The sequence below is a fragment of the Ensifer sp. genome, from assembly GCF_035999185.1.
Lineage (GTDB): Bacteria > Pseudomonadota > Alphaproteobacteria > Rhizobiales > Rhizobiaceae > Ensifer.
Genome location: NZ_DASYHB010000160.1, coordinates 1 through 23,301 on the forward strand (window position 1 = coordinate 1; position 23,301 = coordinate 23,301).

22 protein-coding genes are annotated in these 23,301 nt (G+C 62.3%); 10 read left to right on the top strand and 12 right to left on the bottom strand.

Features of this window, described 5'->3' with window-relative positions; all coding sequences use genetic code 11:
- Positions 1–222 precede the first annotated feature (222 nt).
- Positions 223–945: a sulfite exporter TauE/SafE family protein gene (locus tag VGO04_RS20280; protein ID WP_327497764.1), complete on the bottom strand. Its 723-nt coding sequence runs from the start codon at positions 943–945 to the stop codon at positions 223–225.
- A 116-nt stretch (positions 946–1,061) separates the two neighbouring features.
- Positions 1,062–1,508 carry a GNAT family N-acetyltransferase gene (locus VGO04_RS20285; protein ID WP_327497765.1) on the bottom strand — a complete coding sequence of 149 codons (447 nt, stop codon included), beginning with the start codon at positions 1,506–1,508 and terminating at the stop codon, positions 1,062–1,064.
- Between the two features lie 61 nt (positions 1,509–1,569).
- Here VGO04_RS20285 and VGO04_RS20290 point away from each other — a divergent pair, with 61 nt between their 5' ends.
- The 3 genes from VGO04_RS20290 (at position 1,570) to VGO04_RS20300 (ending at position 3,758) form a co-directional block, all read left to right on the top strand.
- A complete protein-coding gene (locus VGO04_RS20290; protein WP_327497766.1) occupies positions 1,570–2,268 on the top strand; it encodes a helix-turn-helix domain-containing protein in 699 nt (232 codons plus the stop codon).
- Positions 2,269–2,279: 11 nt separating this feature from the next.
- On the top strand, positions 2,280–3,077 hold the full coding sequence (locus tag VGO04_RS20295; RefSeq protein WP_327497767.1) for an SRPBCC domain-containing protein: 798 nt from the start codon (positions 2,280–2,282) through the stop codon (positions 3,075–3,077).
- Between the two features lie 258 nt (positions 3,078–3,335).
- Positions 3,336–3,758, top strand: coding sequence for a DUF4864 domain-containing protein (locus VGO04_RS20300; RefSeq protein WP_327497768.1), 423 nt, complete (start codon positions 3,336–3,338; stop codon positions 3,756–3,758).
- Between the two features lie 25 nt (positions 3,759–3,783).
- On the opposite strand, the gene tgt is transcribed toward VGO04_RS20300, so the two are convergent.
- The 5 genes from tgt to coaD all read right to left on the bottom strand — a co-directional run bounded on the left by tgt (position 3,784) and on the right by coaD (position 7,705).
- Entirely contained in the window at positions 3,784–4,914 is a 1,131-nt protein-coding gene (tgt, locus tag VGO04_RS20305) for a tRNA guanosine(34) transglycosylase Tgt (RefSeq protein WP_327497769.1), read from the bottom strand.
- Positions 4,915–5,997, bottom strand: coding sequence for a tRNA preQ1(34) S-adenosylmethionine ribosyltransferase-isomerase QueA (gene queA / locus VGO04_RS20310; RefSeq protein WP_327497770.1), 1,083 nt, complete (start codon positions 5,995–5,997; stop codon positions 4,915–4,917).
- 73 nt (positions 5,998–6,070) lie between these two features.
- Positions 6,071–6,580: a peptidylprolyl isomerase gene (locus VGO04_RS20315; RefSeq protein ID WP_275023794.1), complete on the bottom strand. Its 510-nt coding sequence runs from the start codon at positions 6,578–6,580 to the stop codon at positions 6,071–6,073.
- 22 nt (positions 6,581–6,602) lie between these two features.
- Positions 6,603–7,175, bottom strand: a complete 573-nt coding sequence (locus VGO04_RS20320; protein WP_327497771.1) for a peptidylprolyl isomerase — start codon at positions 7,173–7,175, stop codon at positions 6,603–6,605.
- Between the two features lie 35 nt (positions 7,176–7,210).
- Positions 7,211–7,705 carry a pantetheine-phosphate adenylyltransferase gene (coaD, locus tag VGO04_RS20325; protein WP_327497772.1) on the bottom strand — a complete coding sequence of 165 codons (495 nt, stop codon included), beginning with the start codon at positions 7,703–7,705 and terminating at the stop codon, positions 7,211–7,213.
- A 381-nt stretch (positions 7,706–8,086) separates the two neighbouring features.
- Between coaD and VGO04_RS20330 the strand changes: the two genes are divergently transcribed.
- Entirely contained in the window at positions 8,087–8,215 is a 129-nt protein-coding gene (locus tag VGO04_RS20330) for a hypothetical protein (RefSeq protein WP_327497773.1), read from the top strand.
- A gap of 140 nt (positions 8,216–8,355) precedes the next feature.
- On the opposite strand, the gene VGO04_RS20335 is transcribed toward VGO04_RS20330, so the two are convergent.
- The 3 genes from VGO04_RS20335 to VGO04_RS20345 form a co-directional block, all read right to left on the bottom strand.
- Positions 8,356–9,768, bottom strand: coding sequence for an MATE family efflux transporter (locus tag VGO04_RS20335; RefSeq protein ID WP_327497774.1), 1,413 nt, complete (start codon positions 9,766–9,768; stop codon positions 8,356–8,358).
- A 141-nt stretch (positions 9,769–9,909) separates the two neighbouring features.
- Complete coding sequence (locus VGO04_RS20340) at positions 9,910–11,223, bottom strand: TCR/Tet family MFS transporter (protein ID WP_327497775.1); 1,314 nt, start codon at positions 11,221–11,223, stop codon at positions 9,910–9,912.
- A 167-nt stretch (positions 11,224–11,390) separates the two neighbouring features.
- Positions 11,391–12,299 (bottom strand): LysR family transcriptional regulator, encoded by a 909-nt coding sequence (locus VGO04_RS20345; protein ID WP_327497776.1) that lies wholly within the window; start codon positions 12,297–12,299, stop codon positions 11,391–11,393.
- 119 nt (positions 12,300–12,418) lie between these two features.
- Between VGO04_RS20345 and VGO04_RS20350 the strand changes: the two genes are divergently transcribed.
- On the top strand, positions 12,419–13,414 hold the full coding sequence (locus tag VGO04_RS20350) for an aldo/keto reductase (RefSeq protein ID WP_327497777.1): 996 nt from the start codon (positions 12,419–12,421) through the stop codon (positions 13,412–13,414).
- Between the two features lie 72 nt (positions 13,415–13,486).
- Here VGO04_RS20350 and ypfJ read toward each other — a convergent pair whose 3' ends face one another.
- Positions 13,487–14,431, bottom strand: a complete 945-nt coding sequence (gene ypfJ, locus VGO04_RS20355) for a KPN_02809 family neutral zinc metallopeptidase (RefSeq protein ID WP_327497778.1) — start codon at positions 14,429–14,431, stop codon at positions 13,487–13,489.
- Positions 14,432–14,650: 219 nt separating this feature from the next.
- Between ypfJ and VGO04_RS20360 the strand changes: the two genes are divergently transcribed.
- From VGO04_RS20360 to VGO04_RS20370, 3 genes are all read left to right on the top strand, one after another.
- Positions 14,651–15,679, top strand: coding sequence for a zinc-dependent alcohol dehydrogenase family protein (locus VGO04_RS20360; RefSeq protein WP_327497779.1), 1,029 nt, complete (start codon positions 14,651–14,653; stop codon positions 15,677–15,679).
- 207 nt (positions 15,680–15,886) lie between these two features.
- On the top strand, positions 15,887–19,378 hold the full coding sequence (carB, locus tag VGO04_RS20365) for a carbamoyl-phosphate synthase large subunit (RefSeq protein WP_327497780.1): 3,492 nt from the start codon (positions 15,887–15,889) through the stop codon (positions 19,376–19,378).
- Positions 19,379–19,595: 217 nt separating this feature from the next.
- On the top strand, positions 19,596–19,871 hold the full coding sequence (locus VGO04_RS20370) for a DUF6894 family protein (RefSeq protein ID WP_327497781.1): 276 nt from the start codon (positions 19,596–19,598) through the stop codon (positions 19,869–19,871).
- Between the two features lies 1 nt (position 19,872).
- Here VGO04_RS20370 and VGO04_RS20375 read toward each other — a convergent pair whose 3' ends face one another.
- The gene (locus VGO04_RS20375) at positions 19,873–21,369 is read right to left on the bottom strand and encodes an MFS transporter (protein ID WP_327497782.1); all 1,497 of its coding nucleotides are present in this window, start codon (positions 21,367–21,369) and stop codon (positions 19,873–19,875) included.
- A 295-nt stretch (positions 21,370–21,664) separates the two neighbouring features.
- On the opposite strand from VGO04_RS20375, the gene greA reads away from it, so the two are divergent.
- The gene (gene greA, locus VGO04_RS20380; RefSeq protein ID WP_034791305.1) at positions 21,665–22,141 is read left to right on the top strand and encodes a transcription elongation factor GreA; all 477 of its coding nucleotides are present in this window, start codon (positions 21,665–21,667) and stop codon (positions 22,139–22,141) included.
- A gap of 84 nt (positions 22,142–22,225) precedes the next feature.
- Positions 22,226–23,284, top strand: coding sequence for a glycosyltransferase family 4 protein (locus VGO04_RS20385; RefSeq protein ID WP_327497783.1), 1,059 nt, complete (start codon positions 22,226–22,228; stop codon positions 23,282–23,284).
- The last annotated feature ends 17 nt before the right edge of the window (positions 23,285–23,301 follow it).

Sequence of the window (23,301 nt, forward strand, 5' to 3'; positions counted from 1 at the left end):
GGGGTGCCGTTCACCCGCCCCGATCTGATCTTGCAACCGGATCAGCCGGTCAGATCGGGGCTGATCATCGTGCCGTGCGACGGCTCAGAGTGACATTTCTACTTTGCGCCAAAGCGGACAGTTCAACTTCGCTGCCACATCTTTTGTGGCCGCAAGGTCAAAGTGTCCTGATCCTGCAAAGTTGGAATGTCACTCTCCCCGGGTTTGATGAGCTTGAAGATGTCAGATCGCTGCGCCCCACAGCAGACTTGCACCGGTGCCGAGCAAGAGCGCATCCATGATGTGCCTGAACGTCTCTGGCGTCAGCCGAAGGAGAAATGGCTTGGCCAGCAGCGAACCGACCATCAAGGATCCGCCAACCGTCAATCCCTTTGTCAGCGTGACCAACGGCAGCGCACCGAAACTCTGGAACGTGAGCGTCTTGGTGACGTAAATCGCCAGCGAAGCTGCGGCTTCGGTGGCAATGAAGCTCCCTTTGGTCAGCCCGTATCCGAGGAACACCGGAACGGATATCGGGCCGGTTGAAACGACGATGCCTGTCAGGAAGCCGATACCGGCGCCGGCAATGGCCAGGTGTCCGGGGCTCAATCGTCGCAGAGATGCGGCGAGCCGCCGGCGCATCGGGATCATGGCCAGGAAGAAGATGCCGATGACCGCGTCTACCACGCGTGGCGGCAACACGAGCATGGTCCTTGCGCCCAATGCGGCCGCCGGTATCCCGGTTGCTGCATAGGCGGCCACCGCGCGCCAGTCGACCGAGCGCCACCAGACGAGAATGCGGGAGGCATTCGCCATCACCGCCGCCACGGCCATGACTGGAATGGCCTCTTGCGGGCCATAGACATAGGTCAGGACCGGCAAGAGCATGATCGAGGAGCCCGTGCCGATGATACCGCTGATGACCCCGGCAACAAGGCCGACGATGAGGACGAGAAGCAAGCCCAAACTCCGCCAATTTCGCACGCCTCGCCGATAGAATCCGAGTTTCCTGATTCTGGAAAGAGTGTGGCGTACCCCCGCCGATCGTTGACCGGTGCCGCGCGGCCGCCGCTCTGTTGCTGTTATGCCAGTTGCTTGGTGAGGCGCTCCGCAGGTCCGAAATCGGTCATCGATACGCTCGCAGGCTGAAAGCCGAGCGCGCGATAGAAGGAGACCGCCTGTCCGCTGGAAGTCACCACCAGCGCCTTTGTGCCGACGACGGCTGCACGTTGCTCCGCTGCGGTCAGAAGCATGCGCCCGATGCCCTCCCTCCAGGCGTCAGGGTCGATGAAGATGGCATCCACTTCCGCCAGATCCGCCGATACCGGCAAGACCGTGCAGAAGCCGACCACGTGACCATCGAGCTCGGCGACCAGCGAATGGGCAATATTCTCGGCCGCGATGCCGAAAACCTCCGGGTTATCTAGAAGCGCCTGGCGATGTTCCCTCGTAGCAAGCGATGCGAGGCGTTGCAGCGTCTCGAGCCGCTGGTGGTCGGCCACGGTGGCCTGGCGAATGTTCGCTTGCATTGTGAACCTATCGATTTTGGTCCAGGGATCGGGAGATGCCCGGCACTTCAGTACTCAACCAATGAAGAACGATCGCGGCGCCCCTACCCTCATAGGATGCTGTTATCGCCTTGACAAAAAAATCTGTCAAGGCGACTATCCGTACATGCTCGATCTTGATGTCATTGATGCGCCAGCCGCGGCGGCGGTTGCTTTGGAGCCGATCAAGGCCCGTTTGCTCGCGGAGCTTGCCGCGCCTGCTTCCGCGGCGGCCCTGGCGGGCCGGGTGGGCCTGACGCGCCAGAAGGTGAACTACCACCTGCGTGCGCTGGAGGAACACAAGTTGATCGAACCGGCGGAAGAGCGCCGCTGGGGCGGGCTGACGGAGCGGTTGATGGTCGCGACGGCGACGTCCTATGTGGTCTCGCCGGCGGCGTTGGGTCCGATCGGCGCGGATCCCGGACGCAACGGTGACCGCCTTTCGGCCAGCTACCTCGTCGCGCTTGCGGCCCGCATCGTGCGCGAAGTCGGCGGCCTGATGCGCGGCGCACGGCAACAGGAAAAGCGCCTGGCAACGCTCGCCATGGACACCGTCATCAATTTTCGATCGCCCAGCGATCGCGCGGCCTTCACCGCCGATCTTTCGCAGGCCGTGGCCGCACTCGCGGCCCGTTATCACGCAGAGGACGCACCGGACGGGCGACCACACCGGCTCGTGGTCGCATCCTACCCCGCACCAAGGGCGACAGGCAGTGGCCGACCCGAACACACCAACTCCTGAAAGGATATCTCATGCCGATCAAGAAGGATGACAGCGGCAAGCGCTGGGTCGAGATGGAAGTGATCCTACCTGGCTCGCCTGAACAGGTCTGGCAGGCGATAGCGACCGGCGGTGGCAACAGCGCATGGTTCACCAAGACGAAGATCGACGAGCATGTCGGCGGCAAGATCGCCTTCGACTTCGGTGCGATGGGCGGCTCGAGCGGCGAGATAACGCATTGGGAGCCGCCTGCCCGCTTCGCCTATGTGGAGCGCGAATGGAGCGAAGGTGCGCCACCGATTGCGACTGAAATCACCGTCACCGCGCGATCGGGCGACCGTTGCGTGGTGCGCATGGTCCACTCGCTGTTTTCCTCGACGGATGACTGGGACGATCAGATGGAAGGCTTCGAGGGCGGCTGGCAGGGCTTCTTCGAGGTGCTGAAGGTCTACCTCGCCCATTTTGCCGGCGCAAAGGCTTCATGCTTCATGGCCATGGCCGCCACGAAGGAGCCTGAAGGAAAGCTGTGGGATCGCTTGACCGACGAACTCGGCCTCGCCGCGGCCAATGTTGGCGACGAACGCACGACCCCGCCTCACCCGGAGAGCCTCTCCGGCGTCGTCGAGCGGGTGCAGCAAGAACGCACGCAACGCTATCTGCTGCTGCGCCTGACGTCCCCAGCATCCGGCATCGCCTTCATCGGGACATGCTCGATCGGCGATGGCGCCAACGTCAGCATGTCACTCTTTTTCTACGGCGACGACGCCGCCGCAAGAGCGGCGGCCAGCGAGATCAGGTGGCGCGAGTGGTTCGAAGGGACGTTCGGATAGGCTGCCGATGCCACGGCATTCGCGGCTCCTTTGCCTTGCACGATCGGGCGACCACGCCCGATCAACTGACGTCGTCGAATATCACCACTTTATGATATGTAAATCGAAACATTCACAGAATCCGTTAATCATCTGATTTCATTCAATAAACCATACTGAGAACATATTCATCGCAATGGACGTCGCTTTGACGCCACCATTCCCAAACCGCTCCGTTGTCCTATGCTTCATTGGACATCGGCCTGGATGGAGAACGCGATGTTCAGAACCTTCGCTATTGCCCTCGGTCTGGCGACCCAGCTTGTCGCCGCAAGTATCGCGAACGCCGACGAGCCCGTCGATACGGCCCGATCGATCATTCAGGGGCAGATCTCAGCTTTTCTTCACGATGATGCGGAGACAGCCTATTCCTTCGCCTCGCCGGCCATCCGCGGAAAATTTCCGGACAAGGCCGCCTTCTTCGACATGGTCAAGCGTGGATACCAGCCCGTCTACAGGCCCGGAAATTTCGCCTTTGGTCGATCGAAGGTCGTGGATGACCGGGTCCTGCAGGAGGTGCTGATTTCGGCCCCCGACGGCAAGGACTGGACGGCGGTCTACGAGCTCCAGAAGCAGCCGGACGGCAGCTACAAGATCAACGGCGTGATGATGCTGCAGCAGGCACCCGGGCCAGCCATTTGAGTGGCCCTTTGAGGGCGCAACCAGTTCAGACCGGCGGCAGATCCCCTCGCCGCCATGTCTCCTGGGTTTCCGCCATGAAATCGGCAAAGCGGCCTTCTTCGATCGCCAGTCGGATGCCCGCCATCAGTTCCTGATAGTAAGCCAGATTGTTCCAGCTCAGGAGCATGCCGCCGAGCGATTCGTTCGAGCGGATCAGGTGATGCAGATAGGCGCGCGAATAGTCGCGGGTCGCCGGGCAAGAGGATTGTTCGTCGAGCGGACGCATGTCTTCGGCGTGACGGGCGTTGCGCAGGTTGATGCGGCCATGGCGGGTGAACGCAAGGCCATGGCGCCCGGAGCGGGTCGGCATCACGCAGTCGAACATGTCGATGCCTTCGGCCACCGACCGCAGAATGTCGTCCGGCGTACCGACGCCCATCAGGTAACGCGGCTTGTCGACCGGCATGATCGGGCAGGTAATGTCGAGCATGCGCAGCATCACCTCCTGCGGCTCGCCGACGGCCAGACCACCGACGGCGTAGCCCTTGAGGTCAAGCCCCTTCAGCGCTTCGGCCGAGCGCTCGCGAAGCTTCGGGATATCACCGCCCTGGACGATGCCGAACATCGCCTTGCCCGGCTGGTCGCCGAAGGCGACCTTGCAGCGTTCGGCCCAGCGCAACGACATCTCCATCGCGCGCTCAATTTCCCTGGGCTCGGCCGGCAGCGCCACGCATTCATCGAGCTGCATCTGGATATCGCTGTCGAGAAGCCCCTGGATCTCGATCGAACGTTCCGGCGACATGTGGAAGAGCGCGCCGTCCACATGGCTCTTGAATGTGACGCCCTGCTCGTCGAGCTTGCGAAGGCCGGCAAGCGACATCACCTGGAAGCCGCCTGAGTCCGTCAGGATCGGTCCCTGCCAGCGGATCAGCCCGTGCAGGCCGCCGAGCCGCGCGACGCGCTCGGCGCCCGGGCGCAGCATCAGGTGGTAGGTGTTGCCGAGGATGATGTCGGCTCCGAGATCCTTCACCTGATCAAGATACATCGCCTTGACCGTGCCGACGGTTCCGACCGGCATGAATGCCGGCGTGCGGATCGTGCCGCGCGGCATGGAAACTTCGCCGCGACGGGCCTTGCCATCGGTCTTGTGGAGCTTGAACTGGAAGGTCTCGGTCATCTAGTTTTTCCGAAAAAGCAGGCTAGCGTCGCCATAGGAATAGAAGCGGTAGCCGGTCTCGATCGCATGCCTGTAGGCTTCGCGCATCGTCTCGAGGCCCGAGAAGGCCGAGACCAGCATGAACAGCGTCGACTTCGGCAGGTGAAAATTGGTCATCAGCATGTCGACGGCGCGGAAACGATAGCCCGGGGTGATGAAGATGCCTGTTGGACCGGACCAGGGTTTGACGACGCCGTCTTCCGAGGTCGCGCTCTCGATCAACCGTAGCGACGTGGTGCCGACGCAGACGATGCGCCCGCCCCTTGCCTTGACGGCATTGAGCCGCTCGGCGGTACCGGCGTCGACGTAGCCGATCTCCTGGTGCATCACATGGTCGTTGGTGTCGTCGGCCTTGACCGGCAGGAATGTCCCTGCCCCGACATGCAAGGTGACGAAATGCTTCTCGACGCCGACCTCGTCCAGCTTGGCAAAAAGCCTGTCGGTAAAGTGCAGGCCGGCGGTGGGCGCAGCGACGGCACCTTCCTCCCGCGCATACATCGTCTGATAATCGGCGCGGTCCTGCGCGTCCTCCGCACGCTTCGAGGCGATGTAGGGCGGCAGGGGAATGTGCCCAACGGACATGATCGCCTCGTCGAGCGCCGGGCCGGCGAGATCGAAGCGCAGCGTCACTTCGCCGGCATCGCCCTTTTCCTCGACGGTCGCGTCCAGCGTTCCGAGCAGGCAGCTTTCGCCACCGTGGCCGAAGGCGATGCGATCGCCAACCTTCAGGCGTCGCGCCGGACGGGCGAAGGCCTTCCAGCGATCGGGCGCCATCCGCATGTGCAGCGTCAGCGAAACCGGCGTGGTGATGTCCTCGCCGCGGTGACGGATGCCTTCGAGCTGGGCCGGGATCACTTTGGTGTCATTGAAGACGAGCGCATCGCCCGGCTTCAGGAACGACGGCAGATCGAGTACGCCATGGTCGGCGAGAACTTCGCCGTCATCGGGCTTGACGACGAGCATGCGGGCGCTGTCGCGCGGGCTTGCGGGCCTCAGCGCAATGGACGTTTCCGGCAGGTCGAAGTCGAACAGGTCTACGCGCATCGTTACCTTCAGACAAAAGCAAACCCGCCCCGGCGCAGTTGGCGACCGGGGCGGGTCCGTGCATTAGCGCAAATCAGGCGTCTGCGGCAACCCGCATCGTGACGATCGAGTCTGGATCACGAACCGGCTCGCCGCGCTTGATCTTGTCGATGTTGTCCATGCCTTCGATGACCTGGCCCCAGACCGAGTACTGCTTGTTGAGCCAAGGTGCATCGGTGAAGCAGATGAAGAACTGCGAGTTTGCCGAGTTCGGCATCTGGCTGCGAGCCATCGAGCAGGTGCCGCGGATGTGGCTGACGTTCGAGAACTCGGCCTTCAGATCCGGCTTGGAGGAGCCGCCCATGCCGGCGCGCGCCGGGTTGAAGTGCTCGCCGCCGGTCTTGCCGTACTGGACGTCGCCGGTCTGCGCCATGAAGTCTTCGATCACGCGGTGGAACACCACGCCGTCATAGGCGCCTTCGCGAGCCAGTTCCTTGATGCGGGCGACATGACCCGGAGCAACGTCAGGCAGAAGCTCGATGACGACTTTGCCCTTGGTGGTCTCCAGGATGATCGTGTTTTCCGGATCCTTGATCTCGGCCATGGGTTTTCTCCTTGCTGTTAACTTACTTGCCGACCTTGACGCTGATCATGCGGTCGGGATCGGTGACGGAGCCGTTGTTGGCGTCGTCGCCGAGCTTGATCTTGTCGACGTTCTCCATACCGGAGACGACCTTGCCGACGACCGTATACTGGCCGTTGAGGAAGTCGCCCGGTGCGAACATGATGAAGAACTGCGAATTGGCGCTGTTCGGGTCCTGCGAGCGGGCCATGCCGACCGTGCCGCGCTCAAACGGGACCTTGGAGAATTCGGCCGGAATGTCCGGCCGCGACGAACCGCCGGTTCCGGCGGCCTGCGGCTGGTAGCCGTTTTCCATGTCGCCATACTGCACGTCGCCGGTCTGGGCCATGAAGCCCTTGATCACGCGGTGGAAGGCGACGTTGTCATATTCGCCGGCAGCGGCCAGCGCCTTGATCTGCTCGACATGCTTCGGCGCGATGTCGGGCCGAAGTTCGACGACAACAGGCCCGTCTTTGAGCGTGATCGTGAGAAAGTTGTCGGCCGCCTGCGCAAGCGCCGTGCCCGTAAAGGAGGCGAGCGCGATGGCGCCGGCGAAAGCAAGATGGAGGATTTTCATGGTTTCTCCCTGCGTGGTGAATTGAGAGCCGTACGTTACGTGCGGCGTTTGGCCTGCAGTGCTTCGTAGACCGCCTTGGGCACGAACGCACTGACGTCGCCGCCCATGGCCGCGATCTGGCGGACCAATGTGGCGGTAATGGGCCGCGATGCCGTGCCCGCCGGCAAGAACAAGGTCTGGATATCCGGCGCCATCTGCCGGTTCATCCCGGCCATCTGCATCTCATAATCGAGATCGGTTCCGTCGCGCAGCCCGCGCACCAGCAGTTTCGTGCCGCGTTGACGGGCCGCATCGACGACAAGATTGTCGAAGGCGACAACATCGATGTCGCCTGCCCTGTCCGGCAGAAACTCCTGAAGCGACTGGCGGATCAGGTCCGCACGCTCCTCGAAGGAGAAGAGCGGTGCCTTTCCGGGGTGGATGCCGATCCCGACGATGACCTTCGTCGCCACGTTCAGCGCCTGCACAAGCACGTCGAGATGCCCGTTCGTCATCGGATCGAAGGAGCCGGGATAAAATGCCGTGGTCATCGCACCTGTTTCCGTTTGGTGAAGCCTTTTGTCACGGACGGCGACGGATCGCAAGAGTTGTACGGGACTTGCCACCGTTCCCCGCAAGCACGCCAGTGTTCCCTGGGAAACAGCGCGACTGAAAGAATGAATGCTAGATGAACGCCATGTTCAACGGTGCTTCACACGCAAGACGTTAAATGTAGCGCCAGTAACAACGGAACTTTTTTGAACGAACCGCCGTTTAGGATGCGAAAGGATTACGGCTATGGGACTTGCTCTGTTTTCGATGGCGATGTTTTTCGCGATGATATTTGCGACGATACATGGACTGCGCAACGAGTCCCGTGACCGGCGCGATCAATTCGTGACCCAAAAGATCTTCCGTTGATGGAGGGCGCTATGGCCAGCCTGTTCATGATCGCGGCTGCGATCATCAGTTTCGTGTTCTTGATTGATTTTGCCCGGACGATACGCGACCTCCAGCGCGATCGTCGGGGTTCGGAACGGCTCGACGGTTTCAACGTCTAGCGGTTTCGAGGCTTCGTAACCGAAGCTTGGTAGTAAGCGATCGCCGTCCCTTCCCCTGAGGCGGTCGCCATTGTAAGCCGGACGGCATCCCCTGCCCGTCCGGCTTTTTCTTTGCCTGCTCCCAGTCGCGAACACCCAGTTCAGGCAGCCGCCTTGCCTTCAGCCTTTGCAGACAGCGCATTCAGCATCCGGAAGAAGCGCCAGTTCAAGAGCACCGCCGCGGCCGCAAGCCCAAGCACAAAACCGAACCAGACGCCAATGCCGCCGAAGTTGAACAGGAAGGCGAAGGCCCAGGCGCAGACGAAACCGATCGGCCAGTAGGAAATCAACGCCAGGAGCATCGGCACCTTCGTATCCTTCAGACCGCGCAACATGCCGGCAGCAATCGCCTGCATGCCATCGACGAGCTGGAACGCCCCGGCGATGACGATCAGCGGAGCGGCAAATGCGAGAACCGCGGCTGCGTCCGGGCGTCCGGTGTCGAGGTAAAGGGCGGCAAGCTCGCTCGGGAAGATGGCGAAGATCGCGCTGCCGACGATGGCAAAGCCGGCGCCGAGCACGAGCGATGCGATCGCCGCCCGTCGCACGCCGAGAAGATCACCGCGCCCATAGGCGAGACCGACGCGGACGGTGGCCGCTTGCGCCAACCCAAGCGGGATCATGAAGGCGATCGAGGCAAACTGCAGGGCGATGCCGTGAGCGGCAAGTTCGACCGTCCCAATCGTGCCCATCAGCAGCGACGCGACCGTGAAGAGGCTGACCTCTGCAAGGATCGTCAGCGAGATCGGAATGCCGAGAAAGACGACTTCGCGGAACGCGACCCAGTCAGGGCGCCAGAAGCGAACGAAGAGCTCGTACTGGTTGAGCTCCGGCTTACTCTTGATGTAACCGATCGTCAGCGCCGCCCCGAGCACTGCAACGCCGAGGGCGGCAACCGCCGCGCCGAAGATGCCAAGCTTCGGAAAGCCGAAATGGCCGAAAATCAGGACGTAGCAAAGAAGCGCGTTGAGCACGAGCGTCGCCAGCGTCACGTAAAGAATGATGCCTGCCCTTTCCAATCCGCTCAGGAAGGCGCGCAGCACCATGAAGATGAGGCCCGGGAAAATCGCCCACTGGGCGATGCGCACATATTCGCCTGCAAGTGCTGCCACCTTCGGCTGTTGCCCGGCAAAAAGCAGGATCGGCTCGGCCATCCAGAGAAGTGGCGCCGTCAGGAGACCGTAGAGCAGGACCACCCACATGCCCATGCGCACCGAGCGGCGCACCGAGACCTTGTCGCCTCGCCCGACGGCCTGGGCCGCCATCGGCACCACGGCGTTGGCAAAGCCGTTGCCGAAAACATAGACCGTAAAATACATCTGGGTCGCCAGAATGATCGCGGCAAGTTCGGTGGCGCCGAGCTTTCCGACCATCAGCACGTCTGTCGTGTTGATGGCGAGTTGCGCCAACTGAGCGCCGATGAACGGCACACCGAGATAGAAACTCGCGCGATAGTGCGTCCGCCAGGAGTTGTCGGTCGTCTGTGGCGTCAGGCTCGGGTTCGCGGTCAGCATGGCAGATTCCTGGCAGTCGGCGGTTTCGCGCCGCAACTGTCTGTCGGAGGGAGGAAAAACGGAAATAGATGAGCGGCGACCAAAGAGCCAGCCGCAAGGGCAAGGTTGCTCAAACTTTCATCGATAGATCACGAAAATTGATCAATTTCCGGGCATTCGCGTCAACTCGCCGCGTGCTGCTTTTTCGATCGCCGGGATGTCTTCCACCTCCGCTGCCTCCTCTCCTTGCGGCCCGACCGCACGGCTGCGGGGTATTTTCAGGAGGAAGACAACGAGCGCGCCGACCAGAAAGCAACTGGCCAAGGCATAGGGCGCACCGGCGAAGGACACGGGCGCGCCGGCGCTTGTGAAATAGCCGAAGGCCTGGGTGAAGATCAGCGGCCCGATGATCGTCGTGATGCTGGCGACGCTGGTCAGGGCTCCCTGAAGCTCCCCTTGCGCCGATGGCGGCACATGGGCGGCAGCGATGCTGCGCAACGGCGGATCGGCAAGGCTTTCAAGCGCGGTTGCGATGATCACCGCATAGACCATCCACCCCTGCCAGGCCGCCGCGTAACCGACCGCACCGAGCGTCGTGAACGTCAGCCCGACGACCGCCGTTCGCCATTCGCCGAGCCTTGGCACGACCTGCGGCAACACGATGCCCATGACGAGCGCGCCGCCAATGCCGAAGATTCCGAGCGAAAGCCCGATCTGTCCCTCGCTCCAGCCATAGCGGTAGGAGGACACGAAGGACCAGACGGCCGGGTAGACGGAGTGGGCCAGCCAGAAGAGAAAGAACACGAACCCGACCCAGCCGATGCCAGGATAGTTGCGCATCTGTTTCAAGGCGCCGAGCGGATTGGCCCGCTTCCATTCGAACCGTCTGCGGTTCGCGCGATCGAGCGTCTCCGGCAGCAGGAACACGCCGAGGATGAAGTTGACAAAGGACAGTGCCGCCGCGCCGTAGAACGGCACCCGTGGCCCGAGTTCGCCCAGCAACCCGCCGAGCACCGGCCCAAGAGCGAAGCCCGAGCCGAAGGCGATGCCGATCAAGCCAAAATTCTTGGCGCGGTTGCCGTCATGGCTGATGTCGGCAATGTAGGCCGCAGCGGTGCCGAAGCTTGCGCCGCTGATGCCGGCAAGGACGCGCCCGATGAAGAGCATCCAATAACTGGTGGCGAGCGCGCAAATCAGGTTGTCGATGGCGAAGGTCAGCACGGAAGCGAGCAGCACCGGTCGCCGGCCGAAACGGTCGCTGAGGTTGCCGATCAGCGGCGCAAAGAGAAACTGCATCGCCGCGTAGACCAGCAGCAGCCAGCCACCGTCGATTGCCGCTTCGCTGATATCCGCGCCGGTCAATTCCTCAAGATAGGTCGGCAGCACCGGAACGATGATCGCAATGCCGAGGATATCGAGAAACAGGATGACAAAGACGAGGAACAGGCCGCGTCGCACAAACTTTTCGTCGAGCATTTGCCCCCTCCCCGAGCGCCTGCTGCCCCGGGAGGAGACAGAACGTGAACGACGCCTACCAATTTAGGTGTAACGGATCATTTCATGCGAAACAATCCGTGAACATCTCAAAATTTCTGATGGGACTATCGCAATGGTTGATGCGTGAGGTACAGCGCATTCGCCTTTTAAGGGTTATCGCGTCGCTGTTCGAGCTTCAGGAAATCAACGAAGGCACGCAGCGCTGCCGGCATGTGCCGGCGGCTTGCATAGTACAGAAAAGGCCCGGAAAAGCTCGTAATCCAGTCGTTTAGAATGGGAACGAGCCGCCCCGCCGCGATCGCCGGAGCGACAAATTCCTCGAAGGTTCGGATGACGCCAAGGCCGTCGAGCGCCGCGCCAAGCTCAAGGTCTATCGTGTTCGCAGTTACGACCGATGGTGGTGCCATCGTGAAAGCAGCCTCGCCTTCACCGAATTCCCACGAAAGGGAAACCCCGCTGGCGAATCGATGGCGAATACAGCGGTGTTCGAGCAAATCGCGCGGATGTTGCGGAACGCCGCAACGGGCGAGATAATCCGGCGCGGCGGCGGTGAGATACCGTTGCCGCCGCGGGCCGATCGGGATGGCGATCATGTCGCGCTCGACGCGTTCTTCGTAGCGAACACCCGCATCGAAGCCGGCGGCAAGAACGTCGACGAATCCGTCTTCAGCCGTCACTTCAAGGGTGATCGCCGGATGCTCGCGCAGGAACCTGCCAATGATCGGTGGTAGTATTTCGCGGGCAATGATGGTCGGGACATTGAGTTTCAGCGTTCCGGCCGGGCTGTCACGCATGTCGTTGACCTGATCGAGCGCGCCGGCGATCTCGCCAAGCGCTGGCGTCAACCTCTCGAGCAGCCGCGTGCCGGCTTCCGTCAGCGTGACACTGCGGGTGGTGCGGTTGAGCAGACGCACCTGGAGCCTGGCCTCAAGCCGGCGCAGCGCCTCGCTCAAGGATGACGCGGACACGCCGCGTTTCAACGCCGCAGCGCGAAAGCTGCGCGCTGCCGCGACAGCGGTGAAGGCATCGAGATCCGCCAGAGGCAAGTCATTCATTGTGCAAAATTCCATACAAGCCGTTCGGTGAGGAGCGGATTATCGCACGATCAAGAGCGAAGTAAACAGAAAGCCGAGCAAACGGGCCGACGGTTCGGCCTTGTCGAAGGAGAACGAGAATGGATTACGTCTCACTTGGAAAAACCGGCCCGTCGGTATCGGCGCTTGGCCTCGGTTGCATGGGCATGTCGGGCATGTACGGCCCGGCCGACCGCGCCGAGAGCATCGCCACGATCCATGCGGCACTCGAGGCCGGTGTGACGCTGCTCGACACGGGCGACTTCTACGGCATGGGCCACAACGAAATGCTGATCGGAGAGGCACTGAAGGGCGGCAAGCGTGACAAGGCGATCCTGAGCGTGAAATTCGGCGCCTTGCGCGACGCTGCCGGCAACTGGTCAGGCTATGACAGCCGCCCGAAAGCCATCCGCAATTTCCTCGCGTATTCCCTGCAGCGGCTCGGCGTCGACCATATCGACGTCTATCGTCCCTCGCGGCTCGACCCGGATGTTCCGATCGAGGACACCATCGGCGCGATCGCCGACATGGTGAAGGCGGGTTACGTCAGGCATATCGGCCTATCCGAGGTCGGGCCTGAGACCATCCGCCGAGCCGCGACCGTTCACCCCATTTCGGATCTGCAGATTGAGTATTCGCTGATTTCACGCGGCATAGAGGACGAAATCCTGCCGACCTGCCGCGCGCTTGGCATCGGCATCACTGCCTATGGTGTGCTGTCGCGTGGCCTGATCAGCGGTCATTGGCAAAAGGGTGCCGCCGGCAAGGGTGATTTCCGCGCCATGAGCCCGCGGTTCCAGGAGGGCAATGTCGACAAGAACCTCGCGCTTGTCGAAGCGCTCAGGCAGATTGCCGAAAGCAAGGGCGTGTCGGTCGCGCAAATCGCGATTGCCTGGGTGGCAGCCCAGGGCAAGGACATCGTTCCCCTCGTCGGCGCCCGCCGACGTGACCGGCTTGCCGAGGCGCTGGCATCACGCGACGTGCATCTGAGCGCCGACGATCGGGCCGTGATTGAACGCGTCGTACCGCGAGATGCGGCTGCAGGCGCGCGCTACCCGGAAGCACAGCTCGCCCACATGGACAGCGAGCGCGGGTAGCGAACGAAATCCTGACCAAACGAAAAGGGCCGGCATGAGTGCCGGCCCTTTTCGCATGTCTTGTCGGCAATCTCAGACGGCGCCGGAGAAGGTGTCGCAGGCCGACATCTTGCCGCTGTCGAAGCCGCGCTTGAACCAGCGCATGCGCTGTTCCGACGTTCCGTGGTTGAAACTCTCGGGCACGACATAGCCCTGCATGCGCTTTTGCAGCGTGTCATCGCCGATCTGGGTGGCGGCGTTCAGCGCCTCTTCAAGGTCGCCCTGCTCGAGCAAGCCCTTCTGCTGGGTATATTTGCCCCAGACGCCGGCGAAACAATCAGCCTGCAGCTCGACGCGCACCGACATCTGGTTGGCTTCCGTCTCGCTCATCGACTGCCGCATCTGGTTGAACTTCGGCAGAACGCCGATCAGGTTCTGGACGTGGTGCCCGACCTCGTGCGCCACGACGTAGGCCTGCGCAAAATCGCCCGCCGCATCGAACTTCTGCGACAGCTCATCGAAGAAGCTCATGTCGAGATAGAGCTTGTGGTCACCCGGGCAATAGAACGGACCGGACGCGGCAGACGCAAAGCCGCAGGCCGAGCGTACCTGGCCACGGAAGAGCACCATCTTCGGCTCTTCGTATTGCTGGCCATTGGCCTGGAAGATGCCGTGCCAGGTGTCCTCGGTCTCGGCGAGCACGGTCGCCATGAACTGCTTCATTTCCTCTTCCTGGGCGGTCCCCTGTGGCGCCGGCGAGCCGTCACTCTGCTCGAAGCCGGGCAGCTGAACCGGGCTTCCGCCACCGTTCAGAACCTGCAGCATGTCGATGCCCATGGCCTTGAGGATGAAGTAGAGAACGACGAGAAAGATGATGGTGCCGAAGCTCATGCCACCGCCCGCGCGCCGCATGCCTCCACCACCGCCCGGCATGCGGAAGCCACCGCCGCGACCGAATGGGCTGCCACCGAGGCCGCCAGGGCTCGCGCCCCGCTGATCTTCGACGTTGTCGGATTGGCGGCGGCCCTTCCATTCCATGGTCTGTCCTCCCGGCATGGGCGATAGGATATATCGGTCAGACCTTTTATATGCCCGGCCGAACGCAGTTGTAAAACGCAAACGGGCCGGCAAGGTTGCAATCATGCCAATCTTTTCGGGGGCTTGCGGCGAGCGTAGCGCGCCCGAAGGCGTATCCTTGACCACGCGTGGCTTTAACGATCCTATTTGCAATCGAGAAAAAGATCGGGAGGCACGATCATGAAGGCATTGCGGCTCGAAGGCATCGGCCACCTCACGGTCGCCGAGGTGGAAAAACCCAAGCCTGGTCCGAATGATCTTCTCGTGCGGGTCGAAGCTTGCGGCATCTGCGGTACCGACCGCCACCTCTTGCATGGTGAGTTCCCGTCGACGCCGCCGGTGACGCTCGGTCACGAATTCTGCGGCATCGTCGAAGCAGCCGGTCAAGCCGTCTCCGACATCGCCATCGGCGCGCGCATCACCGGCGATCCGAACATTTCCTGCGGGACCTGCCCGCAATGCACCGCTGGCCGTGTCAATCTCTGCCGCAATTTGCGGGCAATCGGCATCCACCGCGACGGCGGCTTTGCCGATTACGTCCTCGTGCCGCGCAAGCAGGCCTACGAGATTCCGCTCACGCTTGATCCGGTACACGGCGCCTTCTGCGAACCCCTCGCCTGTTGCCTGCATGGCGTGGACAGGGCCGGGATTCGCGCCGGTTCCTCCGCCGTCGTGCTTGGCGGCGGTGTCATTGGCCTTTTGACGGTTCAGCTTCTGCGGCTTGCCGGCGCCACTACCGTGATTCTGTCGACACGGCAGGCCGCCAAGCGGCGGCTGGCGGAAGAGCTCGGCGCGACGGCGACCGTCGATCCCTCCTCCACCGACATCATCGAGCGGATCGCCGGCAACGACGGGCTGTGCCCCGGCGGCGTCGATGTCGTCATTGAATGTGCCGGCGTCGCCGAGACAGTCAGGCAATCGACACGACTTGCCAAGGCCGGCGGAACGGTCGCCATCCTCGGTGTCATGCCGCAGGGCGAGACGGTGGAGATCGAGCCGTTCGACATCCTCTTTCGCGAACTGCGCGTGCTTGGGTCCTTCATCAATCCGTTCGTGCACCGCCGCGCGGCCGATCTGGTCGCCTCAGGCGCAATCGAGATCGACAAGCTGATTTCGCGGCGCGTCACGCTCGACGAGGCGGGCGCCGTCATCTCACACCCGCCTGCAGCCGGCGAGGTCAAGGTTCTCGTGATCCCCGAGCGCACCTGATGTTTGAGGCACGAATTCGTTCCTGCAGGGAGCAGCCACGCGGCAAATATACCGGGTTCTTGTCGATTCCGGAATTTTCGGGGTTTCGCTTGCAGAAACATTTGCCTATAAGCCGCTTCTAGCCTGAAAAGACCCATCAATGCGTGCCCGGCCGGTGACCTCCCACCTCGGCCGGTTTTTCGCGCAGCTAGAAACGGATGATCGACCATGCCGAAGCGCCAAGATATCAAGTCCATTCTTATCATCGGCGCGGGGCCGATCGTCATCGGTCAGGCTTGCGAATTCGACTATTCAGGCACCCAGGCCTGTAAGGCGTTGAAGGAGGAAGGCTACCGCGTCATCCTCGTCAACTCCAACCCGGCGACGATCATGACCGATCCGGGCCTGGCGGATGCCACCTACGTCGAACCGATCACCCCTGAGGTTGTCGCCAAGATCATCGCCAAGGAACGGCCGGACGCACTGCTGCCGACCATGGGTGGCCAGACGGCGCTCAACACCGCCCTGTCGCTGCGCCGCATGGGCGTGCTCGAGCGCTACAATGTCGAGATGATCGGCGCAAAGCCGGACGCGATCGACAAGGCAGAAGACCGCGCCCTCTTCCGCGAGGCCATGGCGAAGATCGGCCTGGAGACGCCGATGTCGCGGCTGGCCAACGCCACCGACATCAAGGACCATGACCGCAAGGTGCATGAGGCCGAACGCGCCGAACTGAAGGGCCGTCTTTCCGGTGCCGAACTCGACAAGGCGCTCGACGAACTGGAAAACCAGTGGAACCTCGGCGAAGGCGACCGCAAGCAGCGCTACATGAACCACGCCATGGCGATTGCCGCCCAAGCGCTTGACGATGTCGGCCTGCCCGCCATCATCCGTCCGTCGTTTACGCTCGGCGGTACCGGCGGCGGCATTGCCTACAACCGCACCGAATTCTTCGACATCGTCGGCAGCGGCCTCGATGCGTCGCCGACCACCGAAGTGCTGATCGAAGAATCGGTGCTCGGCTGGAAGGAATACGAGATGGAGGTCGTCCGCGACACGGCGGACAACTGCATCATCATCTGCTCGATCGAAAACATCGATCCGATGGGCGTGCACACCGGCGATTCGATCACGGTCGCTCCGGCGCTGACGCTGACCGACAAAGAATACCAGATCATGCGCAACGCCTCGATCGCGGTTCTGCGCGAGATCGGCGTCGAGACCGGTGGCTCGAACGTGCAGTTCGCCGTCAATCCGGAGAACGGTCGCCTGGTCGTGATCGAAATGAACCCGCGCGTCTCGCGCTCCTCGGCGCTTGCCTCCAAGGCGACCGGCTTCCCGATCGCCAAGATCGCGGCGAAGCTCGCCATCGGCTACACGCTCGACGAGCTCGACAACGACATCACCGGCGGTGCGACGCCTGCGTCGTTCGAACCCTCGATCGACTATGTCGTCACCAAGATCCCGCGTTTTGCCTTCGAGAAGTTTCCGGGCGCCTCGCCGGTTCTGACGACGGCGATGAAGTCGGTCGGCGAAGTCATGGCGATCGGCCGCACCTTTGCCGAATCGCTGCAGAAGGCGCTGCGCGGTCTCGAGACCGGCCTTACCGGCCTCGACGAGATCGAAATTCCTGACATGGACGAGAACGGCGATGGCCGCAACGCCATCCGCGCTGCGATCGGCACGCCAACGCCGGACCGTCTGCGCATGGTCGCCCAGGCACTGCGCTATGGCATGAGCGAGGCCGAGGTCCACGAAGCGAGCAAGATCGACCCGTGGTTCATCGCCCAGTTCAAGGCGATCGTCGACATGGAAGCGCGCATCCGCGAGCACGGCCTTCCCAAGGATGCCGAGAACCTGCGCATGCTGAAGGCCATGGGCTTCTCCGACGCCCGTCTTGCCACGCTTGGCGGCAAGCGTCCGAAGGAAGTGGCCGAACTGCGCAATGCGCTGAACGTACGCCCGGTCTACAAGCGCATCGACACATGTGCTGCCGAATTCGCCTCGCCGACCGCCTACATGTACTCGACCTACGAGACGCCCTTCGTCGGTGCCGCCCGTTCCGAGGCCGAGGTCTCCGACCGCAAGAAGGTCGTCATTCTCGGCGGTGGCCCGAACCGTATCGGCCAGGGCATCGAGTTCGACTATTGCTGCTGCCACGCGGCCTTCGCCTTGAAGGATGCCGGCTACGAAGCAATCATGATCAACTGCAACCCCGAGACGGTTTCGACCGACTACGACACCTCCGATCGCCTCTACTTCGAGCCGCTGACGGCCGAAGACGTGATCGAGATCATGCGAGCCGAGCAGGAAAAGGGTGAACTGGTCGGTGTCATCGTGCAGTTCGGTGGCCAAACGCCGCTGAAGCTCGCCGAGGCGCTCGAAAAGAACGGCATCCCGATCCTCGGTACCGCACCTGACGCGATCGACCTTGCCGAAGATCGCGACCGCTTCCAGAAGCTTCTGATGAAGCTCGACCTTAACCAGCCGAACAACGGCATTGCCTATTCGGTCGAGCAGGCTCGCCTCGTTGCGGCCGAGATCGGCTTCCCGCTGGTCGTGCGCCCGTCCTACGTTCTCGGCGGCCGCGCGATGCAGATCATCCATTCGGAAAGCATGCTGCAGAGCTACCTGCTCGACACGGTTCCGGGCCTTGTTCCGGAAGACATCAAGCAGCGCTACCCGAACGACAAGACCGGCCAGATCAACACGCTGCTCGGCAAGAACCCGCTGCTGTTCGACAGCTACCTGACAAACGCGACGGAAGTCGATGTCGATTGCCTGTGCGACGGCAAGGACGTCTTCGTCTCGGGCATCATGGAGCACATCGAGGAAGCCGGCATTCACTCGGGCGACAGCGCCTGCTCGCTGCCGGTGCACACACTTGATGCGGCGATGGTCGACGAACTCGAACGCCAGACGGGCGCCCTTGCCAAGGCACTCAACGTCGGCGGCCTGATGAACGTGCAGTTCGCGATCAAGGACGGCACGATCTACGTACTCGAAGTCAACCCGCGCGCCTCGCGCACCGTGCCATTCGTCGCCAAGACGATCGGCGCGCCGATCGCCAAGATCGCCGCCCGCGTCATGGCCGGCGAAGCGCTCGACGTGGCGATCGCCGCCTATGGCGAAAAGCCGGATCCGCGCAACCTGAAGCACATTGCGGTGAAGGAAGCTGTCTTCCCCTTCGCGCGCTTCCCTGGCGTCGACACTTTGCTCGGCCCGGAAATGCGTTCGACCGGCGAAGTCATCGGTCTCGACACCGACTATGCACTCGCCTTCGCCAAGTCGCAGCTCGGCGCCGGCGTCGACCTGCCGCGTGACGGAACGGTGTTCGTTTCGGTTCGCGACGAAGACAAGACCCGCGTCCTTCCGGCGATCCGCATTCTGGTCGACATCGGCTTCAAGGTCATGGCAACCGGCGGAACGGCACGCTTCCTTGGTGAACACGGCATTGCCGCGACCAAGATCAACAAGGTCCAGGAAGGCCGCCCGCATGTCGAGGATGCCATCCGCAACCGCCACGTCCAGCTCGTGATCAACACGACGGACAGCAACAAGGCGATCTCGGACTCCAAGTCTCTGCGCCGCGCAACGCTGATGCAGAAGGTGCCCTACTACACGACCATGTCGGGCGCCGAAGCGGCCGCGCATGCGATCAAGGCGCTGAAGGCCGGCAGCCTCGAAGTCCGCCCGCTGCAGAGCTACTTCAAGGCTTGACGACAATTACGGCGCGCGAGACCTTCGCGCGCCGTTTCTACTCCCCCTTACGCCCACCGACCGGTAGCCTTTCCGGGCACGGCGCTCGATCGGGCCGGCCCCGCTGAACGCCGCATGAACGGCCGGTTCAGCCTACATTCTCCCATCGCGTGTTTTCATGCGCCCATGCACTCAAGTTTCGGAGGCGTCTCCGGCGGGTGCTTTATGGGGCAAGATCGTGCAGCGCTATTTCTTCGATTTGCATTGGGACGACGAGCACGTCGTCGATGAAGACGGGATCAACCATTTCGACGAGGGCTCGGCGCTCTACTACGGCCAGCGGATCGCCGACAAGATCGGTCGCGATGCCGACTACGGCTCGCTGAAGGTCGAGGTTTTCAACAGCGCGCACAGGCTGCTAGCGACGATCCTTCCGTCGATCGGCCGCCGTCACGAACAGCAGGCCCTGCTCGGAGGCCGTCAAATCGGAGCCCAGCTGCACGCTGCCGCTTAAATCATTCCGTTGTTTCGTCGAAACGGGGCGTTCCTGCCTTGCGCTGTCGGCCTTGCGAGCCTTTTGCCGCCAAGCGCACCGTCCGCTGCCCGAAATAGACCGACACCGTCGAGATCAGGCACGCGACGACGAAGACGGCCAGCAGAGCCCCGTGGATCGTCTCCACGCTTGCCTTTTCGTCGAAGCCTTTGAGATTTGCCGTCAGTCCACAGATCGCAGCGCCGATGGCGTACCCCGCTGATTGAAGGGTCGGCAGAAGCGCTGAGGTCTTGTCCCGTTCACCGCGCGGCGAAACGTCCATCATCAACTGGCTGAGCGTTCCCCAGGATATACCGAAGCCGGCGCCGACGGCGATCTGGCTCGGAAAGATCAGCCGGAATTCGTCAGAAGCGATCGAAAACGTTAGACCGGCCAGCCCCAGGCTGAGGAGTGCTGGCCCGATCGCCATCAATTTCACGCGCAAGTCGTGAGAACGCAGGCTGGCCACGAAAATTGCGGTCGCACTCCAGGAGATCGCCATCATGGCGGCGGAAAAACCGGCGGCGGTCGGGCTGAAATTCCAGACATGCTGAAGACCATAGATGAGGTACACCGAGCCGGAGGCTTGTGCCAGCGGCATCAGCAACACGACCCAGAGGCCGGTACCGAGTGGTTTGCTCACCGAGAAAGCGCCGACCGGCAGGATCGAATGCTCGGACCGACGATCCGTCTCGACCGCAGCCCAGAGGATCGTCAACGCCGTTGCGAGAGCGGCCGCCATCAACACCACGCTGGGGGCCGCATTCGAAACGGATATCAGCAATATACCGGCGCCCACGACGATCAGCCGCATCAGCGGGATCGGGCGGGGCTTTGCGGTCGATGCCGTTTTCGCCGGAACAATGGCTAGCACCAGGGCGACAAAGAGCGCTGCGGCCGGAATGTTGACGCCGAAGGCTGCCCGCCATGACCAATACTCGGTGAGAAATCCTGATATCAGCGGGCCACCGAAGGCGGCCGTCGCCCAGACGATCGCTTCTGCGCCAAAGATCTTTGGCACCAGCCGAGGCGGAAAGAGTTCCGGGATCAACGCATAGCAGACCGCAGCGATAATCCCTTCCCCGAAGCCTTGGAATATCCGGCCGGCGAGCACTTGCGGCATGCTGCTTGCGGCCGTAGCAACGAAAGTGCCCGCAACGAACACGGCAGCAGCCGCGATCAGCGTGCCACGCGCCCCGAACCTTGCCTTGAGATTGGCAGCGACCGCGCCGCCAAGGATGGCAAAGACGAGGTATAGGGTGACCGCCCAGGACAGAAGCGTCGCGCCGCCGAACTCCTCGACTGCCGTCGGAAGCGCGGTCGAGACGAAAAACTCGTTGAAGGCAAAGAGTGCGACCCCAAGACAGAGAGTGACCGTCGCCGCGAGATAGTCTGGTCGCAGCAGTTCGCTCCAACGGCCATCCTCCTGCGGCAATGCCTCTCCCTCGCCGAGATTGCCGTCGTCACTGGCTAGATTCATGGGGTACCATTCCTTCGCTGATATCGTGCAGGAACACGAGTGCTACGACCTCAACCACGGTTGAGGTAAAGCACTTTCTTAGAAGCTTGCCAGCGGTTGGCCGCTCCCACAAGTTGCAAGCGACATCCAGGGTTCGGTGGACGACGGCGAAATATCTGGCTTTCGCGCCGCCGTTTCTGCTATAACGAGGGTTCGAAGTTTCGGACGGTTCCGGCGCTCGCGCGCCGGAGACCGTTTTCTTTTGCGTTGGCGCCGCCCAAAGGGCGGCGCCTCGTGCTTAATGAAGGACATTGAAATGGTCGAAAAAGTGCCGATGACACAGGGTGGATTCGTCAACCTGCAGGAGGAGCTGCGCTGGCGCCAGCAGGAAGAACGCCCACGAATCATCGAGGCGATTGCTGAAGCCCGTGCACATGGCGACCTGTCGGAAAATGCCGAGTACCACGCTGCCAAGGAAGCGCAGAGCCACAACGAAGGCCGGATCACCGAGCTTGAAGACTTGATCGCACGCGCGGAAGTCATTGATCTCTCAAAGATGTCCGGTTCGAAGATCAAGTTCGGCGCCAAGGTCAAGCTGGTCGACGAAGACACGGAAGAAGAAAAGACCTATCAGATCGTCGGCGATCAGGAGGCCGACGTAAAGGCCGGCCGCATCTCGATCTCTTCCCCGATCGCCCGCGCGCTGATCGGCAAGGAAGTCGGCGATTCGATCGAAGTGAACGCTCCCGGCGGTTCCAAGGCCTACGAAATTCTCGCCGTAAACTGGGGCTGATCAGCCTCGGCGGGGGCGAAGTCTTCCTTCGCCCCAATTTCCCTTCCTGAAGACGATCATTGCTCGCGCAAGGAGTGCGCTTTCGTGGCCGATATCCGGAACGTCGAGGTCATCGCGCCCAACTTCAAGCGCCGCCTCTCGGGCGTGACATCCACCATCATTCAACTGATCCCGATCCAGCGCGCACTCGGAGAAAAGATCGCTGTGCTGGGGACCGGCCTGCCCGACACCCTGCCCTCGATCCGCTTTCGCGACCTTCTGCGCCTGTGGAACGCTCCCGACGGTCGTCCCTGCCGCGTCTGGCATGCACGCCGCAATGTCGAGATGCTACCCGCGATCGTGCTGCGCGACCTCTTCAGGATGAAATTGAAGATCGTCTTCACGTCCGCCTCGCAACGCCGCCACACCGGCTGGAGCAAGTTCTTGATTTCGAGGATGGACGCGGTGATCGCGACAAGCGGCAAGACCGCCGCCTATCTCACGGTTCCGAATACGGTCATCCTGCACGGCATCGACACCAAGCGCTTCCAGCCGGCTGCCGACGTCGGCCTCGCCAAGACGGCACTCGGCCTTGATCCCGCTCAGAAATATGTCGGTTGCTTCGGGCGCGTTCGGCATCAAAAGGGTACCGACCTCTTCGTCGACAGCATGATCGCCCTTTTGCCATGCCGGCCCGGCTGGAGCGCCATCGTCGCGGGGCGGGCGACCGGCCCGCACGTCGCCTTCGAAAACGAGCTCAGGGAGCGGGTTGCGAAGGCGGGCCTCACCGACCGCATTCGCTTTGTCGGCGAACATACCAACATTCCCGACTGGTACCGCGCACTTGATCTTTTTGTCGCTCCGCAGCGCTGGGAAGGCTTCGGACTGACGCCACTGGAAGCGATGGCGACGGGCGTGCCGGTTGTTGCAACCGATGTGGGTGCGTTTTCGGAACTCGTGGTCGTCGGAGAGCAGGAAACCGGTACGATCATCCCGGCCAATGATCTGCAGGCGATGGTCGAGGCGGCAGCGGGCTTCATGGACGATGACCAACGCCGGACCATGGCCGGCGCCAACGGGCTCGGACTGACCTGCGCCTCCTTCGCAATCGAAGGCGAAGCGCGCGCGATCAATGCGGTCTACGAACGACTGATGCGCTCCTGACCGTCCGCTGTGGTGGT

What these genes read in the sequence shown, in the direction of transcription:
- ypfJ (WP_327497778.1), bottom strand. Translation starts at nt 14,431, where the DNA reads ATGGAATGGAAGGGCCGCCGCCAATCCGACAACGTCGAAGATCAGCGG.
- VGO04_RS20375 (WP_327497782.1), bottom strand. Translation starts at nt 21,369, where the DNA reads ATGAATCTAGCCAGTGACGACGGCAATCTCGGCGAGGGAGAGGCATTG.
- VGO04_RS20295 (WP_327497767.1), top strand. Translation starts at nt 2,280, where the DNA reads ATGCCGATCAAGAAGGATGACAGCGGCAAGCGCTGGGTCGAGATGGAA.
- VGO04_RS20335 (WP_327497774.1), bottom strand. Translation starts at nt 9,768, where the DNA reads ATGCTGACCGCGAACCCGAGCCTGACGCCACAGACGACCGACAACTCC.
- VGO04_RS20320 (WP_327497771.1), bottom strand. Translation starts at nt 7,175, where the DNA reads ATGAAAATCCTCCATCTTGCTTTCGCCGGCGCCATCGCGCTCGCCTCC.
- VGO04_RS20290 (WP_327497766.1), top strand. Translation starts at nt 1,570, where the DNA reads ATGAAGAACGATCGCGGCGCCCCTACCCTCATAGGATGCTGTTATCGC.
- VGO04_RS20300 (WP_327497768.1), top strand. Translation starts at nt 3,336, where the DNA reads ATGTTCAGAACCTTCGCTATTGCCCTCGGTCTGGCGACCCAGCTTGTC.
- VGO04_RS20345 (WP_327497776.1), bottom strand. Translation starts at nt 12,299, where the DNA reads ATGAATGACTTGCCTCTGGCGGATCTCGATGCCTTCACCGCTGTCGCG.
- VGO04_RS20285 (WP_327497765.1), bottom strand. Translation starts at nt 1,508, where the DNA reads ATGCAAGCGAACATTCGCCAGGCCACCGTGGCCGACCACCAGCGGCTC.
- carB (WP_327497780.1), top strand. Translation starts at nt 15,887, where the DNA reads ATGCCGAAGCGCCAAGATATCAAGTCCATTCTTATCATCGGCGCGGGG.
- coaD (WP_327497772.1), bottom strand. Translation starts at nt 7,705, where the DNA reads ATGACCACGGCATTTTATCCCGGCTCCTTCGATCCGATGACGAACGGG.
- tgt (WP_327497769.1), bottom strand. Translation starts at nt 4,914, where the DNA reads ATGACCGAGACCTTCCAGTTCAAGCTCCACAAGACCGATGGCAAGGCC.
- VGO04_RS20330 (WP_327497773.1), top strand. Translation starts at nt 8,087, where the DNA reads ATGGCCAGCCTGTTCATGATCGCGGCTGCGATCATCAGTTTCGTGTTC.
- queA (WP_327497770.1), bottom strand. Translation starts at nt 5,997, where the DNA reads ATGCGCGTAGACCTGTTCGACTTCGACCTGCCGGAAACGTCCATTGCG.
- VGO04_RS20340 (WP_327497775.1), bottom strand. Translation starts at nt 11,223, where the DNA reads ATGCTCGACGAAAAGTTTGTGCGACGCGGCCTGTTCCTCGTCTTTGTC.
- VGO04_RS20360 (WP_327497779.1), top strand. Translation starts at nt 14,651, where the DNA reads ATGAAGGCATTGCGGCTCGAAGGCATCGGCCACCTCACGGTCGCCGAG.
- greA (WP_034791305.1), top strand. Translation starts at nt 21,665, where the DNA reads ATGGTCGAAAAAGTGCCGATGACACAGGGTGGATTCGTCAACCTGCAG.
- VGO04_RS20350 (WP_327497777.1), top strand. Translation starts at nt 12,419, where the DNA reads ATGGATTACGTCTCACTTGGAAAAACCGGCCCGTCGGTATCGGCGCTT.
- VGO04_RS20315 (WP_275023794.1), bottom strand. Translation starts at nt 6,580, where the DNA reads ATGGCCGAGATCAAGGATCCGGAAAACACGATCATCCTGGAGACCACC.